Origin of the sequence: Pseudomonas sp. PDM32, assembly GCF_019219225.1 — a bacterium.
GTDB lineage: Bacteria > Pseudomonadota > Gammaproteobacteria > Pseudomonadales > Pseudomonadaceae > Aquipseudomonas > Aquipseudomonas laurylsulfatiphila.
On sequence record NZ_JAHUWE010000008.1, the window covers coordinates 146,407 to 161,493 of the forward strand.

13 protein-coding genes are annotated in these 15,087 nt (G+C 62.4%); 7 read left to right on the plus strand and 6 right to left on the minus strand.

Annotated features, from left to right (window positions below):
- Positions 1-60: 60 nt before the first annotated feature.
- A complete protein-coding gene (locus tag KW846_RS16780; protein WP_218483547.1) occupies positions 61-963 on the minus strand; it encodes a LysR family transcriptional regulator in 903 nt (300 codons plus the stop codon).
- Positions 964-1,162: 199 nt separating this feature from the next.
- On the opposite strand from KW846_RS16780, the gene KW846_RS16785 reads away from it, so the two are divergent.
- The 7 genes from KW846_RS16785 to KW846_RS16815 all read left to right on the plus strand — a co-directional run bounded on the left by KW846_RS16785 (position 1,163) and on the right by KW846_RS16815 (position 10,648).
- Complete coding sequence (locus KW846_RS16785) at positions 1,163-2,662, plus strand: cytosine permease (protein WP_218483549.1); 1,500 nt, start codon at positions 1,163-1,165, stop codon at positions 2,660-2,662.
- The gene (locus tag KW846_RS16790) at positions 2,659-3,501 is read left to right on the plus strand and encodes a nitrilase family protein (protein WP_218483551.1); all 843 of its coding nucleotides are present in this window, start codon (positions 2,659-2,661) and stop codon (positions 3,499-3,501) included. Before KW846_RS16785 ends, KW846_RS16790 begins: the two co-directional genes overlap by 4 nt.
- A gap of 87 nt (positions 3,502-3,588) precedes the next feature.
- A complete protein-coding gene (locus tag KW846_RS16795) occupies positions 3,589-4,611 on the plus strand; it encodes a helix-turn-helix transcriptional regulator (protein WP_116581379.1) in 1,023 nt (340 codons plus the stop codon).
- A 201-nt stretch (positions 4,612-4,812) separates the two neighbouring features.
- Positions 4,813-6,609 (plus strand): amidohydrolase, encoded by a 1,797-nt coding sequence (locus KW846_RS16800; RefSeq protein ID WP_218483859.1) that lies wholly within the window; start codon positions 4,813-4,815, stop codon positions 6,607-6,609.
- 18 nt (positions 6,610-6,627) lie between these two features.
- Entirely contained in the window at positions 6,628-8,367 is a 1,740-nt protein-coding gene (locus tag KW846_RS16805) for an amidohydrolase (RefSeq protein ID WP_218483553.1), read from the plus strand.
- A 107-nt stretch (positions 8,368-8,474) separates the two neighbouring features.
- Positions 8,475-9,215: a TorF family putative porin gene (locus KW846_RS16810; protein WP_104447753.1), complete on the plus strand. Its 741-nt coding sequence runs from the start codon at positions 8,475-8,477 to the stop codon at positions 9,213-9,215.
- A 44-nt stretch (positions 9,216-9,259) separates the two neighbouring features.
- Complete coding sequence (locus KW846_RS16815) at positions 9,260-10,648, plus strand: cytosine permease (protein WP_218483555.1); 1,389 nt, start codon at positions 9,260-9,262, stop codon at positions 10,646-10,648.
- Positions 10,649-10,734: 86 nt separating this feature from the next.
- On the opposite strand, the gene KW846_RS16820 is transcribed toward KW846_RS16815, so the two are convergent.
- The 5 genes from KW846_RS16820 to gcvH all read right to left on the minus strand — a co-directional run bounded on the left by KW846_RS16820 (position 10,735) and on the right by gcvH (position 15,074).
- Positions 10,735-11,448: a L,D-transpeptidase gene (locus KW846_RS16820; protein WP_218483557.1), complete on the minus strand. Its 714-nt coding sequence runs from the start codon at positions 11,446-11,448 to the stop codon at positions 10,735-10,737.
- The gene (locus tag KW846_RS16825) at positions 11,445-12,203 is read right to left on the minus strand and encodes a M15 family metallopeptidase (RefSeq protein WP_218483560.1); all 759 of its coding nucleotides are present in this window, start codon (positions 12,201-12,203) and stop codon (positions 11,445-11,447) included. The genes KW846_RS16820 and KW846_RS16825 overlap by 4 nt, the downstream gene beginning before the upstream one ends.
- A gap of 33 nt (positions 12,204-12,236) precedes the next feature.
- Complete coding sequence (gene lipA / locus KW846_RS16830) at positions 12,237-13,226, minus strand: lipoyl synthase (protein ID WP_218483562.1); 990 nt, start codon at positions 13,224-13,226, stop codon at positions 12,237-12,239.
- Positions 13,227-13,392: 166 nt separating this feature from the next.
- On the minus strand, positions 13,393-14,649 hold the full coding sequence (gene glyA / locus KW846_RS16835; RefSeq protein WP_218483564.1) for a serine hydroxymethyltransferase: 1,257 nt from the start codon (positions 14,647-14,649) through the stop codon (positions 13,393-13,395).
- Positions 14,650-14,690: 41 nt separating this feature from the next.
- Positions 14,691-15,074, minus strand: coding sequence for a glycine cleavage system protein GcvH (gene gcvH, locus KW846_RS16840; protein ID WP_218483565.1), 384 nt, complete (start codon positions 15,072-15,074; stop codon positions 14,691-14,693).
- Positions 15,075-15,087 lie beyond the last annotated feature (13 nt).

The following is a 15,087-nucleotide window of genomic DNA, read 5'->3' on the forward strand; positions in this document are numbered from 1 at the left end:
CTCGCGAAGGCGTCATTACAGCCAGCGCTGATGTCAGCTGACCCACAGCTCCCACCTGCCCTACACCGCTCCGAAAATCTCGATCAGCTCGTTGAGGAACGCACTCACCAGGTCCTTCTGACGAGATGAATGCCGCACCGCCGCATGAAAGCTCACCTCATAGCGCAGCAGCTCCGGGTTCAGCGGGTGCAGTTGCCCCAGTTGTTCATGCCGGGTCGCGTAGTGCTGCGGCAGAAACCCCAGGTGCTGGCCGGACAGGATCAACAGGGCCGCGCCGTCCATGCTGTCGGTGAGCACGGTCAGGCGTTCGATGGAGGTGGGGGCCGGCATCTCCGGCAGCGGATGGCTCGGCCAGACCCAGTCAAAGCCGCTGACATCTTCGCGGGTCAGTGCGCCGACCTGGTCGAACAGCGGGTGCGAGGGTGCGCAATAGGCAATCTGGGTTTCCGGGAACAGCGGGAAATAATCGATGCTGGGCAGGCGGTGCCAGAAGTAACCAATGGCCAGGTCGATATGGCCGTTGATGATTTTCTCTTCCAGCAGCGACGACGACAGCTCGGTGAAATGGAAGTAAAGCCCCTCGTGCCGAGCCCGCAAACGGGCAATGGCCAGGCCGATTTTCTTGTTCGCCACCGGATCGATTTGCCCCAGCAGGCCGATGTTGATGCTACCCGAGACTTTGCGGTTGATGTGCTGCACCTCGACCCGGAATCCTTCGGCCGCCGCCAGCAAGCGTCGGGCCGCCTCGATGAACTGCGTGCCTTTGGGCGTGACGGAAAACCCGCCACGCCCGCGCTCGCACAGGCGAAAACCGACCCGCGCTTCCAGCGTCGCCAATTGCGCGCTGATCGTCGGCTGCGTGGTGTTGAGGGCGGTTTGCGCCGCCGAGATGCCGCCGGCCTCGACGACGGTCAGAAATACCCGGATCAGACGCAGATCCAGCTCCGTTACAGTTCCCAGCATGAGGGCTCCCGATTGTCGATTACATAGGTGCTGATCTATGTGAACAGTGTGCCTGCGATATTTTATTGCCCGGACTCACACCCTACATTGCCGTGAAACCAGCGTCATCGTCAGCTTTTTCTGGAGTTTCACCCGATCTGGACGTCGTAGCGAGCGCTGTAACCACAAAAACAACAAACACCAGCATAGGAACAATCGTATGTCAGGTTCCCCAGTTTCTGCGCGCGCCGCCGAGGCGAGTGGCGGATTGGCCATCGAAGGCCATTCCATCGATTACATTCCGGAAAACGAACGTCACGCCAAACTCAGCAGCCAGGGACCGTTCTGGTTCCTGGGCAACTTCCACTTCTTCACCATCTCCATCGGTTTTGTCGGCCCGAGCCTCGGCTTGTCCGCACTGTGGACCATGCTCGCCGGTGCCCTGGGCATCATGTTCGGCACCATTTTCATGGCGTTCCACGGCTCCCAGGGGCCGGAAATGGGCCTGCCGCAGATGATCCAGTCCCGCGCCCAGTTCGGTTATCGCGGGGTGATCCTGGCGTTGATGGCGACCATGTTCGTGTTCGTCGGATTCAACGTGGTGAACATCTCGCTGATCATGAACGGCCTTGAACATGTGTTCGGCATCGACCCGACCATCGTCGCCGTGGCCGTGGTGCTGATCGGTGCGCTGTTGTCGATCTACGGCCACGACCTGATGCACAAGGCGTTCAAGTGGGCCTTGCTTGCGACCTTGCCGCTGTACGCCCTGGTGACCATCGCCCTGATGTTCGGTGCGGGTCAGGAAGGTGTCACGCTGGCGACCGATCTGGGCTTCAACTGGGTGGCCTTCGCCACGCTGTTCGCCATCGGTGCCAGCTACAACATTTCCTATGCGCCCTACGTGTCCGACTATTCCCGTTACCTGCCGAAAAACACCAGCCGGGTGAAATTGATCGCGGCGGTGTTCATCGGTGCCTCGTTGTCCGGCAGCTGGATGATCGGCCTCGGCGCCTGGCTGGCGCAGCAGTTGAAAGCAGCGGATGCACTGGTGGCGTTGAATCAGGTCGGTTCTTCCATGGTGCCGGGTTTGGGCAATCTGCTGGTGATCGTCTCGGTGGCGGGTTTTCTGCCGATCATTGCACTCAACACCTACAGCGCCATGCTGACGCTGCTGACTGGTGTCGACTCGATCAGGAGAATCACCCCGACACCGCGCGCCCGCGTGCTGTCGATCAGTGTGATCAGCGTGATTCTGTTGACCTGCGTGCTGTCGATCAAAGGGGACGGCATCGCGCTGCTGAACACCTTCCTGGTGCTGTTGCTGTACTTCCTCGTGCCGTGGACCGCCGTCAACCTGGTGGACTACTTCTTCGTGCGCAAGGGCCGCTATGCGATCCCGCATTTCTTCACACCGAAGGGCATCTACGGCGCCTGGCAATTTCGCGGCATCGTTTCGTACCTGATCGGCTTCGCCGCGATGGTGCCGTTCTTCTACATATTCGATGCCGCCGCCGGCAAAGAGGTGTTTGTCGGGCCGCTGGCGCGGGTGCTGGAAGGCGTGGACATCGCCTGGCTGGTGGGCCTGGTGGTGTCGGGGCTGACCTATTACCTGCTCAGCCGCTCGATTGATCTGGCCGCCGAACGCCGGGTGATCGACGCCCTGAGCGAGAGCGACATCGTCGCCATGACCCATTCATCTGCGGAGGCAGGGCGTTGAACAACGCAAAAAATACCGTGGTCGCTTGTTGCCAACTGGCACCGAAAATAGGTGACCTGACCTACAACCGCACACTCACCGAGCGCGCGATTCGCCAAGCGGCCTTTCAGGGGGCGCAGGTCGTGGTGTTGCCCGAACTGGTGCAGAGCGGCTATGTGTTTGCCGACCGCGATGAAGCGCTGAGCCTGGCGGAAACCGTTGACGGTCCGACCTTGCAGTTGTGGCAGGCCCTGGCCCGTGAGCTGAACCTGGTGATCGTGGGCGGCCTCTGCGAACGCCTGCCTGGCGATGAACTGGCCAACAGCGCTGCGATGATCGACGCCAATGGCCTGCGCGCGGTGTACCGCAAGGCGCACCTGTGGGATGCCGAAAAGGACATCTTCACCGCTGGCGATGCGCCGCCGCCGGTGGTCGAAACGCTGCACGGACGGCTCGGCATGCTGATCTGCTACGACCTGGAGTTCCCCGAGTGGGTGCGTCTTCCGGCGCTGGCCGGCGCCGATCTGTTGTGCGCGCCGGTCAACTGGCCCGACGGTCCGCGGCCGCAGACCGAGCGCCCGGCGGAAGTCCTGCGGGTGCAGGCCAATGCCTCGGTGAACCGCCTGTTCATTGCAGCATGCGATCGCTATGGCCATGAGCGCGGGGTCGGCTGGGTGCAAGGGTCAGTCATCGTCGATGCCGACGGTTACCCCTTGGCCGGTCCGGCGGAGCAGGGCGGCGAGCAGATCCTGCTGGCGACGCTGAACCTCGCCGAAGCGCGCAACAAGCGCATCAGCGCGCGCAACGACCTGCATCAGGACCGCCGGCCACAGCTGTACGGGTTGCACAGCACTTTGTAACCGATGATGTCATTGCGTGCTGGACGCCCGTCAGGGGCCTATGGCATCGTCGAAACGAAAGGCCATGCAGTGAACGGGATCGCAATGATGGGGGCGGGAAATAAAGTCGACGGTGACGCAACGATGGTCACGCTCAAGGCGTTCAATCATTGCGTACTGCACCTTGGCCGGCTGGCGCGGGAGAGCGGGGCGTCGCGATTCATCGCCGATGGCCTGCAGGCATTCGGTCAACTGGTACCCTTCGCCTCTGCCTGGTGGGGCGAAATGTCTGCGCCAGGTCATGATGTGCCCATGCAAAGCTGGATGCATGGCAGCATCAATCTTCCTGAATCCTTTGCCGCCGAATGGCATCCGGTGGCGGCCAACGATCAGTTCTCCTACGCCACGCTCAATCGTCCCGGTGAAGTGGTGCGCGACAAGGGTTTCACCGACCCTTGCGAGGCAGTCAATGATTTCGCCCGGCGCTTCGATCTCTATCACTTGATGAGCATCACCTACGAATTGCCCGAAAGCGGCCTGATGTTTTTCGTCTGCCTCTACCGGGGTGAGGATGAACAGGCGTTCGAGGAGAACGAAGCCGAACTGTTTTTGGCGTTCTGCGATCACCTGTTCCAGCTGTGGCGGTTTCAAGTGCAGGACATGATTCGCTTCGACAGCGAAAACGGCGCGAGTGATTTTGGCATCGCGCGCATGGACGGCAGTCTGCTCTATGTGGGGGCCAGGTTGTGCGTTGCCATCCAGCGCGAACTGCCCGGCTGGAGCGGTTCCACGCTGCCACCCGAGGTGATCGCGCAACTGTCCAGAGCCCCCTGCGTGATCCGTCTGGGCCGCTGCGCCCTGACCCTGAGCCCCAACGCCGAACACGTCATCCTGTCCCTCGAAGCCCCCTCGGGCGGGGACGGCCTGGCACCTCGGGAGCGCACGGCGGCGATGCTGTTCGCCGCTGGCCACTCCTACAAGGAAATCGCCAGAATGCTCGCCTTGAGCCCGTCTACCGTGCGGACCTACCTGCGCAATTGCTACTTGCAGCTCGGTGTGAAAAGCAAGGTGGAGCTGGGCTCTGTCCTGCGTTCGCCGGGTGCGTTGACGGAGTCCGTGCGCCGGGATTAATCCCTGCCGTTTCAATTATTTGCCTGACCCCTCCTCATTTGCAGAGGTCCATTCGAACGCTGCGCCCTATAGGGTAGGCCCTGTCTATGCAAGGGCTTGTGCAGCCGTTCGGGCCGCTTCAAAACAATAAGAACAGGGGTGAGGCATTTGAGACTTTCCAGGCTTTTTGTCGCCATTGCGGCGACCACGACATTTTCCGGCATGGCGTTGGCGGCGACACCCGCCGACACGGTCATGCGCAATGGTTACGTCTACACGGTCGATGGCCAGAATTCCGTGCAGCAGGCCATCGCCATTTCGGGCGGCAAGATCGTCTACGTCGGCAGCGATGCCGGGGTCGACGGCTACATCGGCAAGCAGACACAACTGATCGACCTGGCCGGGCGCATGCTGATGCCGGGCTTCGTCGATGCGCACATGCACCCGGGGGATGGCGGTCGCGCCATGACGCTGTGCGACCTGAAATACCAGACCATGACCCGCGCGCAGTTTCAGGCGAGCATCCAGGCCTGCCTCGATGCCGAGAAGGACAAGGGCCCGGATGTCTGGCTGGAAGTCGGCAGTTGGGATCGCATGGGCATGACCGGGCTTGACGGCGACGCCGACAAATCGACCCTGGATGCGCTCAAGACCCAGCGTCCGATCCAGGTGCGCTCCACCGATTTTCACACCGTGCTGACCAACTCTCGCGGCCTGGAACTGGCCGGGATCAACAAGAGCACCGCCGACCCCGAAGACGGCAAGTACCGACGTGACAGCGCCGGCAACCCGAACGGCATCTGCGAGGACGGCGCCGCCGAGTCTCTGGCCGCCGTGGTGCCGCCCGCCACCGACGCGGAAAAACTCAACCAGACCCGTGCGGCCCTCGACGCCATGCGCCAGCAGGGCATCACCAGCTTCTTCGATGCCCTGTCGGGGCCGGAAAGCGGCAAGGCCTTCACCACTCTGCAAAAAACCGGCGAACTGACCGCCAGGGCCTTGCTGGCGATCAAGCTGGACCCGGCCGCCGCGGCCGCCGACCCGGTGAAAACCATCGCCGAGGCCAAGGCCCTGGCCAACACCTACGACCAGGGCGAAGTGCGTGTCGCGCCGGGCGTGAGCATGCGCCACGTCAAACTGTTCATGGACGGCATCATCAATGCCCCGGCGGACACCGGCGCCATGTTGACCCCGTATCTGCACAACAGCGGCACCGAACAGGCGCCGAAGTGGACGCCGGGCAAGAACCTGGGCGAGCTGTACTTCCCGCCGCAGGTGCTCAATCCGCTGGTGCTGCAAGCGGTCAAGGCCGGTCTCGATCCGCACCTGCACGCCACCGGCGAACGCGCGGTGCGCGATGCACTGGACAGCGTCGCCTATGTGCGCAAGGAACTGCCCGGTGCCGATTTCCGTCCGGCCATCGCGCACGCCGAGTCGGTCGATCCTGCCGACTACCCACGCTTCAAGGCACTGGACGTCACGGCCACCATGTCGTTCCAGTGGGCGCAGCAGGCACCGTCCACGGTCGACGGCACCAGCGATCACCTCGGTGCCGAGCGATTCGAACGCATGGAACCCTCGGGCAGCATCGCCCATGCCGGCGGCCGTGTGGCGTTTGGCAGCGACTGGCCGGTCGATCCCCTCGATGAGTTCCTGGCGCTGAAAGTCGGTGTCACCCGCTCCGGCGACCCCACCAATCCGCACAGCTATGGACCCAAATATGCCGGGCGGCTCAACAGCGATCCGGCCATGTCGCGAGCCGAAGTGCTGCGCAGCATCACCCTCAATGCCGCCCAACAGCTGAAGCTGGAGGCGGTGCTGGGCTCGGTCGAAGTCGGCAAGTTCGCTGACCTGATCGTGCTCGACAAGAACTTCATGCAGGTGCCCGAGGAGGCGCTGGGCCGCAATGACGTACTGTTGACGCTGGTCGGCGGCAAGGTCGTGTGGGCCAAGGCGCCGTTCCTGGGGCTTGCGCCAAACGTGGTTTCCCAGGCCGTTACTTCCCGATCCGCCCAATAAAAACTAGAGAGCGTTCCGATGCGATTGATTCCAAACCTGTTGGCCGCCGCACTGGCCTTGTCGTCGGTGCAGGCGATGGCCGCCGCTGACCTGGTGTTGTTCAACGGCAAGGTCTTTACCGCCGAACCCGGCCAGGCGCTGGTGCAGGCTGTTGCGGTGCAAGACGGCAAGATTCTCAAAGTCGGCAGTGATGCCGAAATCAATGCCCTGGCCGATGCCGGGACCCAGCGCATCGACCTGGCGGGCAAGGTGTTGATGCCAGGCATGATCGACACCCACAGCCACCCGGTGGTGGGGGCGTTCGACAGCATGAAGGCCAACCTGCTGGACGAAGTCAAACCGCTGCCCGAACTTGAGCAGTGGTTGATCGAAGAGGACAAGGCCGGGCGTGCCCGGGCTGGCGATGTGATCAGCGTCGCCGGGGTCAGTTCGGCCTATTGGGAAAAAAGCCGTGAACTGGGCAAGGTGTTCAATCAGGGGCGCTGGGCCGATCAGCCTGTCGTTTTCAGCGGCATCGACGGCCACACCGGTTGGGCCAACAACGCGATGCTCAAGCGTCTGAACATCGACGCGGCACTGGTCAAGAGCCTGCCGGAGAAAGAGCGCAGTTACGTCGGCCATGAAGCGGACTTCACGCCGAACGGCTACTTTGCCGAATCCCGCTGGGACGTGGTGCGCAACGGTATTCCGGCGCCCACCCCGGAGGCCATGCTCAAGGCCGCACGCGAGGCGGTGAAGATCAACAATCAATTCGGCGTCACCGCCTGGATGGACGCGGCGGCGAACGGTGGTAGCGAAGATTCGATGTTCGATTTCCATGCCACCGCCGAAAGCGTCGGCGTGCTGCCGCTGTACAAGGAACTGGCGCAGAACGGCGAACTCAGTGCCCACGTCGCCGCGCTGATGGTCACCAACCCGAAGAGCAAACCCGCCGACCTGGAAGTGATTGCCACAGTGATGAAGCAGTTCGAGGGCGTGCCCAACCTGACGTTCCCCGGTATCAAGGTCTTTGTCGACGGCATCCTCGAGTTCCCGGGGCAAACCGCTGCGGTCATCGTGCCGTACAAGAACAGCCACAAGGACGGACAACTGCTGACCGACCCGGCGCACTTCGGTGAACTGGTGGTGGCGGCGGAAAAACGCGGCTGGATCGTGCACATGCACGCCGTCGGCGACCGCGCGGTGCGTGAAGCGCTCAATGGCGTGGCCTATGCGCGCAAGCTCAGCCCGACCCCGGTGCCGCACAGCATCGCGCACCTGCAACTGGTCAATCCCAAGGAGTTTCCACGCTTCAAGCAACTGGGCGTGATCGCCTCGATGCAACTGCTGTGGGCCACCGGCGAGTCCTACACCGTCGAACTGGTCAAACCCTACATCAGCGCCTTTGCCTACGGTTACCAGTATCCCGCGCGGTCCCTGCATGACGCCGGTGCAACGATTGCCGGTGGCAGCGACTGGCCGGTGTCGAGCGCCAATCCGTTCAACGCCATTGCCCAGGCCAGCACGCGCAAGGGGCCGTTGGGCGTACTCAATGCCAAGGAAAGCATCGACCGCCAGACCATGTTCTATGCCTACACCCTCAACGCGGCGAAAACCCTGCGCCTGGACAAGCAGATCGGTTCGCTGGCACCGGGCAAGCAGGCCGACCTGATCATCCTCGACCGCGACGTGTTCAAGGTCAGCGATGACGACCTGTTCGAAACCAAAGTCCTGAACACCTTCTTCGCCGGCAAGCAGGTCTACGCCCCCGCGTCCTGACCTGCGAACACCCGACACACGCAAAAACCGCCAGCCCCTCGCAGCGCGAGGGGCCTGGCATCGCCATGCCTGAAATTCCCCGTACGCCATAACAACAAGAGAACTGTATGAACGCACTTTCAGCATTGACCCTCGCCGCACTGGCATTGGCCCCCCTGAGCAGCCAAGCCCTGGCCCTCAACGATGACTTCAGCCTTGACATGACCCTGGGCGTCGTCAGCGACTACCGTTCCCGTGGCATCTCGCAAACCCTGGGTGATCCGGCCGTGCAGGGCGGGGCAACGCTGCTGCACAGCAGTGGCCTGTACATCGGCGCCTGGACCTCCAACGTGGATTTCGGTGGCGGCTTCGATACCCGGCAGGAGCTTGAGTACTACGCGGGTTACTTTTGGCAGGCGACCGAGGCCATCAGCCTGGACCTGGGCTACATCAAGTACGACTACCCGAAAAACTCCGAATTCAACCTCAGTGAGGTGTACGCCATTGTCGATGTGTATGGCGTCAAGCTCGGTGCCTATTACTCAAAGGACACGCCGAACTTCTTCGGCGAGGACCAGGACACCCTCTACACCTACCTGGGCTACAAAATCGATCTGCCGGCTGAAGTCGGCCTGGACCTGCGCTTTGGACGCAACGATGTGAAAGACCCCGCATTCTGGTCCGCCAGTGGCGATAACCGCGAGTCTTACTACGAGTGGGAGGCCAAGCTGACACGCGACTTCGTCGGCGTGACCTGGGGCCTGAGCTACGTCGACACGGACTTGTCGAAAAGCGAGTGCAGCAGTTGGTATGGCTATGATGACCTGTGCTCGGCCACGGTCGTTGCCAGTGCCACCAAGACCTTTTGATTCACCCCCGACAACAAAAACAGTTCCTCAAAGGAAACACCGTCATGAGTGCGCAACGCAGTCCCCTGATCGAGACCCGCTCGATCGATTTCATTCCCGAGGCCGAGCGTCACGGTAGCCTCTACAGCCAGTTCACCCTGTGGCTTGGCGCCAACCTGCAAATCACCGCCATCGTCACCGGTGCGCTTGCCGTGGTACTGGGTGGCGATGTGTTCTGGTCGCTGATCGGTTTGCTGATCGGACAGGTGCTCGGCGGCGCCGTGGTGGCGCTGCACGCGGCGCAAGGGCCGAAGCTCGGGCTGCCGCAGATGATCTCCAGCCGCGTGCAGTTCGGGGTGTATGGCGCGGCGATCCCGATTGTCCTGGTGTGCCTGATGTACCTCGGTTTCAGCGCCACCGGCGCGGTGCTGTCGGGGCAGGCGATTGCGCAGTTGATCAGTGTCAGCGACAGCGCCGGCATCCTGATTTTCGCGGCGTGCATCGCGTTCCTGACGATCTTCGGCTATCGGGTGATTCACTTGGTCGGGCGGGTGGCCAGCGTGCTGGGCATCATCGCCTTCGCCTACCTGTTCACCCGGTTGATGACCCTCAACGACATCGGCCTGCTGCTCGACAACCGTCATTTCAGCTGGAGCACGTTCCTGCTGGCGGTGTCGCTCTCGGCGTCCTGGCAGATCGCTTTCGGCCCTTATGTGGCGGACTACTCGCGTTACCTGCCGAGCAAGACGTCGTCATGGAAAACCTTCGCCGCTGTCGGTCTCGGCACGGTGCTGGGGGCCCAGGCTTCGATGGTGCTCGGGGTGTTCGCCGCTGCACTGGCCGGGGCGAATTTCCGTGGGCACGAAGTGGCGACCATTGTCGGCCTGGGCAGTAGCGGGGTGATCGCCTCCTTGCTGTACCTGAGCATTGTCTTCGGCAAGGTCACGGTGTCCACCCTCAACGCCTACGGCAGCTTCATGTGCATCGCCACCATCATCAGTGGCTTTCGCCGCCGCCTGGAAATCAGCGCCCGCCAGCGCATGCTGTTTGTGCTGCTGATCGTCGCGGCGTCCACCGCGCTGGCATTGGCCGGGCAGTACTCGTTCCTTAATTCGTTCAAGTACTTCATTCTGTTCCTGCTGACGTTCTTCACCCCGTGGAGTGCGATCAACCTGGTGGACTACTACTTCATCAACAAGGAGCGTTATGACATCCCGGCGCTGTCCGACCCGACAGGCCGCTACGGTCGCTGGAACGTGCTGGGGATCAGCGTCTATGTGATCGGCGTGTTGATTCAGTTGCCCTTTGTCGACACCCATTTCTACTCCGGGCCGATGGTTGCGCAACTGGGCGGCGTGGACATTTCCTGGATCGTCGGGTTGTTGGTGCCGGGAGTGATCTATTACGCGCTGGCCAAGCCGTCGATGGGTGCTGTGGTGGCTGAGCGGGTTTAACACGCATTTGTGGCGAGGGAGCTTTTGTGGTGAAGGGGCTTTTGTGGCGAGGGGGCAAGCCCCCTCGCCACAGGGTTCAGCGTTGATTAGCGCTGGGGAAGTTTCCAGCGCTCACGCAACTGCTCGTACTGCGCTTGCGGCAGTTGCACCAGCACCGGGGACTTTCCCGGGTCCAGCCAATCCAACAGCCGCGCAATGTCCCCCGGGTCCATGGCCGTACAGCCACGGGTCGGCGCCGTGGGGCCGCGCCAGATGTGGAAGAAAATGCACGAGCCGGCAGCGGGAGAGGCCGGGGTGTTGTGCTGAATGAAAATGCCCTGGCGGTACAACTCATCCGGGCGGCGCATCCGTTCGGAGCTGCTCCAGTCCTTTTCGACGACCTCGCCGTCGACCAGTTCGTTGTAGCGAGTCGATTGGCTGTCATCCACGCATTCGATGCTCGGTGTCAGCGACAGATAGGGCAGGCGGGTATCGGCCGAAGGCGCGTAGCCAAACGCCGTGTCCAGCTTGAACATGCCAGCTGGCGCCTTGCCGTCGCCTTCCTGTTTGACCGGTCCTTCCTGTTCTGGGTCAAGCAGGCCCTTGCCCCAGCCCATGCCGTTCTTGCCGAGAACGACGGCAAAGGGCGCTTCGAATTTGCGCAAGGTCTGCCCGTGCCGTTCATAGCGCTGGGCAGTACCCTGGATGTCATTCCAGCCTTTACTGGTGACCACGATCAGTTGGTCGCTGCCGTCGAGTCCCTGGGCCATGGCGGCCAGCGGAAAAAACGCCATCAACAGGGCCTTGAGCAGATTGTTCATGGCGCCAACGGCGTGATGGGGAAGTCCATGACGTCCGGCTTCGGCGGATTGCCGCTGTACGTGAAGTGCCACCATTCGGCCGAATAACCCACAAAGCCTTCCTTGGCCATGGCATCGGTCAGTCGCTGGCGATTGGCCCTGGCCGTGGCGTTGATCAGCACCGAATCGGTGTGCGCGCGCTCATCGAAGCAATCGAAACCGGTGCCCAGGTCGAGCGCGCCGTCGTGCCAGCGCTCACCATAAGGCGCCGTGCAATCCACCGGTTTCACCGACGGTGTCCAGGTGTCGGCGGGCAGGGCGTCGGGGCCGGTCATCGTCAGGTCGACGGTGTTGCCCCGGGAGTGATTGGACACCCGGGCGACATACCCCAGGCGCCAGAAGTCCTGCTTGTCGACCCGTGGATAGAACTCGGTCTTGAGCGGGTCGCCGGGTTCGCTGGCGAAGCGGCCCATGTCCGCCACCGCGCGGGTCGGGCGATAGCAGTCGAATACCTTCAGGCCGTAGCCTTCGGCTTTCAGTGCGCTTTGCACTCGGGCCAATGCCTTTGCCGCATCTTCGGACAGCAGGCACTCCGCCGCCTGGTAGCCGTCGAGCGGGTGCCCGGTGAAATTGTGCGCGCTGGCGTAACGGATGTCCTGCACGATGCCCGGGTCGACGCTGCGCACATACAGCATGTGCCCGGGTTTCGGCTCGTCGGCCATGCACGGCGTGGCAAGGCTCAGGCACAGCAACAACAGACAGGGTGAACGCGGCATCGGGAACGGCTCCATGCATGACCAGTCATTCCATCATGGCTGGAAACCGCCGGCACCTCCATGAAGTTGTTGATCGGCGTGATAGGACGAACGCACCAGCGGCCCAGACGCGACGTTCTTGAAACCCATGCGCGCACCTTCCTCGGCGAACCAGGCAAAGGTGTCCGGGTGCACGAAGCGCTGCACCGGCAGGTGACTGCGCGAGGGCTGCAAGTACTGGCCGAGGGTCAGCATGTCGATGTCGTGCTCGCGCATGCGCTGCATGACTTCGATGACTTCTTCATCGGTTTCGCCCAGGCCCAGCATCAGGCCGGATTTGGTCGGTACGTGGGGCACGGCGAGCTTGAACTTCTGCAGCAGGTCCAGCGACCACTCGAAGTCCGAACCGGGGCGCGCGGCCTTGTACAGGCGCGGTACGGTTTCCAGGTTGTGGTTGAACACATCCGGCGGCTCAGTGGCGGTGATCGCCAGGGCCACGTCCATGCGTCCGCGATAGTCCGGCACCAGGGTCTCCAGCTGCACGCCGGGGGACAGCTTGCGGATCTCGCGCAGGCAATCGACAAAGTGTTGGGCGCCGCCGTCACGCAAATCGTCGCGATCCACCGAGGTGATCACCACGTACTTCAGGCGCAGCTCGGCGATGGCCACGGCCAGGTTCATCGGCTCGTTAGCGTCCAGCGGCCTGGGCCGGCCATGGCCGACATCGCAGAACGGACAGCGCCGGGTGCAGATGTCGCCCATGATCATGAAGGTCGCGGTGCCACCGGAAAAACATTCGCCGAGGTTCGGGCACGAGGCTTCTTCGCAGACACTGTGCAGCTTGTGTTTGCGCAGCAGTTGCTTGATCCGCTCGACTTCGGGAGAGATCGGCATGCGCACGCGAATCCAGTCGGGTTTGCGCGGGAATTCATCCGTGGGAATGATCTTCACCGGAATCCGCGCAACCTTGTCCGCGCCGCGCAGTTTGGTGCCGACCTCCACCTTGGCCGGGTGGTTACCGGTCGATTCGACAATGGCGTTCATGGTTCTTTCCTTGTGCAACAGGGTACAGAACCTGTGGGAGACCCTGTGGGAGCGAGCTTGCTCGCGATGAGGCCATTGCATTCAGCATTGATGTTGAATGAAAGTCCGCCATCGCGAGCAAGCTCGCTCCCACAGGTTTTTTCCCACAGGGTTTTGTGTTGTGTGCTCAGTCGCGGTAGACCGGGAAGTCCGCGCACAGGGCGGCCGCCTGGCGGGCGACATTGGCTTCGATATCGGCATCGCCCAGGTGATCGAGGATGTCGCAGATCCACCCGGCCAGGGCGATGCTTTGCGCTTCCTTGAAGCCACGGCTGGTGATCGCCGGTGTACCGATGCGCAGGCCGGAGGTCACGAACGGCGATTGCGGATCGTTGGGCACGGCGTTCTTGTTCACGGTGATGCCGGCACGCCCGAGGGCGGCGTCGGCGTCCTTGCCGGTCAGGCCCTGGCGGATCAGGCTGACCAGGAACAGGTGGTTGTCGGTACCGCCGGACACCACGTCATAACCGCGCTCGATAAACACCTGTGCCATGGCTTGGGCATTGCGGATCACCTGCGCCTGATAAGTCTTGAATGCCGGCTCCAGCGCTTCCTTGAAGCACACGGCCTTGGCCGCGATCACGTGCATCAGCGGGCCACCCTGACCGCCGGGGAACACCGCGGCGTTGAGCTTCTTCTCCAACTCCGGGTTGGCCTTGGCCAGAATCAGACCGCCACGGGGGCCGCGCAGGGTCTTGTGCGTGGTGGTGGTAACCACGTCGGCGTAGGGCAGCGGGTTCGGGTACAGACCGGTCGCCACCAGCCCGGCGACGTGGGCCATGTCGACGAAGAAGTAGGCGCCGACCTTGTCCGCAATCTGACGGAAGCGCGGGAAGTCCAGGGTCTTCGAATAGGCCGAGAAGCCGGCGATGATCATCTTCGGCTGGTGCTCGATCGCCAGACGCTCGACTTCGTCGTAATCGATCAGGCCGGTGGTGGTGTCGATGCCGTACTGCACGGCGTTGTACAGTTTGCCGGAAAAGCTCACCTTGGCGCCGTGGGTCAGGTGACCGCCGTGGGCCAGGCTCATGCCGAGCACGGTGTCGCCCGCTTGCAGCAACGCCAGATAGACCGCGGCGTTGGCCTGGCTGCCGGAGTGCGGCTGGACGTTGGCGTAGTCGGCGCCGAACAGCTGTTTGGCGCGGTCGATGGCCAGTTGCTCGACCACATCGACGTGCTCGCAGCCGCCGTAGTAACGCTTGCCCGGATACCCTTCGGCGTACTTGTTGGTCAGGCCGCTGCCCTGGGCCTGCATGACCCGCTGGCTGGTGTAGTTCTCCGAGGCGATCAGTTCGATATGGTGTTCCTGCCGGGCATCCTCGGCATTCATTGCCGCCAGCAGTTCGTCGTCGTAGCCTTTGATCTGGTCGTGTTTGCTGAACATGGTGTGGTCCTTTTGCGGATTCGGGAAATGCCCGGGGGGCTTCAAGCGTCGGCGTGTTCTGCGGTCAGGCGTTCGTAGGCGTCTTGATCCAGTAGATCTCCCAGCGCCTCGACATCGACCGGTTTGAAGCGAAAGAACCAGCCTTCGCCCAACGGGTCTTCGTTGACCCGTTCCGGGCTGCTCTCCAGCGTGTCGTTGACCTCGACCACCTCACCGTCCAGCGGCATGCCGATGCTGCTGGCGGCTTTCACCGACTCCAGCACCGACACTTCAGCGCCGGCACCGAAGGCGCCCAATTCAGGCACCTGAACGAACACCACATCCCCCAGCGCCTGCTGGGCAAATGCCGTGATGCCGACGGTGACCAGGCCATTGCTCTCAAGGCGCAACCATTCGTGATCGACGGTAAAACGCAATTGGCTCATATCAACTCCTTAT

Coding starts and splice junctions, on each gene's coding strand:
- glyA (WP_218483564.1), bottom strand. CDS start 14,649: ATGTTCAGCAAACACGACCAGATCAAAGGCTACGACGACGAACTGCTG.
- lipA (WP_218483562.1), bottom strand. CDS start 13,226: ATGAACGCCATTGTCGAATCGACCGGTAACCACCCGGCCAAGGTGGAG.
- KW846_RS16780 (WP_218483547.1), bottom strand. CDS start 963: ATGCTGGGAACTGTAACGGAGCTGGATCTGCGTCTGATCCGGGTATTT.
- KW846_RS16825 (WP_218483560.1), bottom strand. CDS start 12,203: ATGCCGCGTTCACCCTGTCTGTTGTTGCTGTGCCTGAGCCTTGCCACG.
- KW846_RS16785 (WP_218483549.1), top strand. CDS start 1,163: ATGTCAGGTTCCCCAGTTTCTGCGCGCGCCGCCGAGGCGAGTGGCGGA.
- KW846_RS16810 (WP_104447753.1), top strand. CDS start 8,475: ATGAACGCACTTTCAGCATTGACCCTCGCCGCACTGGCATTGGCCCCC.
- KW846_RS16800 (WP_218483859.1), top strand. CDS start 4,813: ATGGCGTTGGCGGCGACACCCGCCGACACGGTCATGCGCAATGGTTAC.
- gcvH (WP_218483565.1), bottom strand. CDS start 15,074: ATGAGCCAATTGCGTTTTACCGTCGATCACGAATGGTTGCGCCTTGAG.
- KW846_RS16805 (WP_218483553.1), top strand. CDS start 6,628: ATGCGATTGATTCCAAACCTGTTGGCCGCCGCACTGGCCTTGTCGTCG.
- KW846_RS16820 (WP_218483557.1), bottom strand. CDS start 11,448: ATGAACAATCTGCTCAAGGCCCTGTTGATGGCGTTTTTTCCGCTGGCC.
- KW846_RS16795 (WP_116581379.1), top strand. CDS start 3,589: ATGGGGGCGGGAAATAAAGTCGACGGTGACGCAACGATGGTCACGCTC.
- KW846_RS16815 (WP_218483555.1), top strand. CDS start 9,260: ATGAGTGCGCAACGCAGTCCCCTGATCGAGACCCGCTCGATCGATTTC.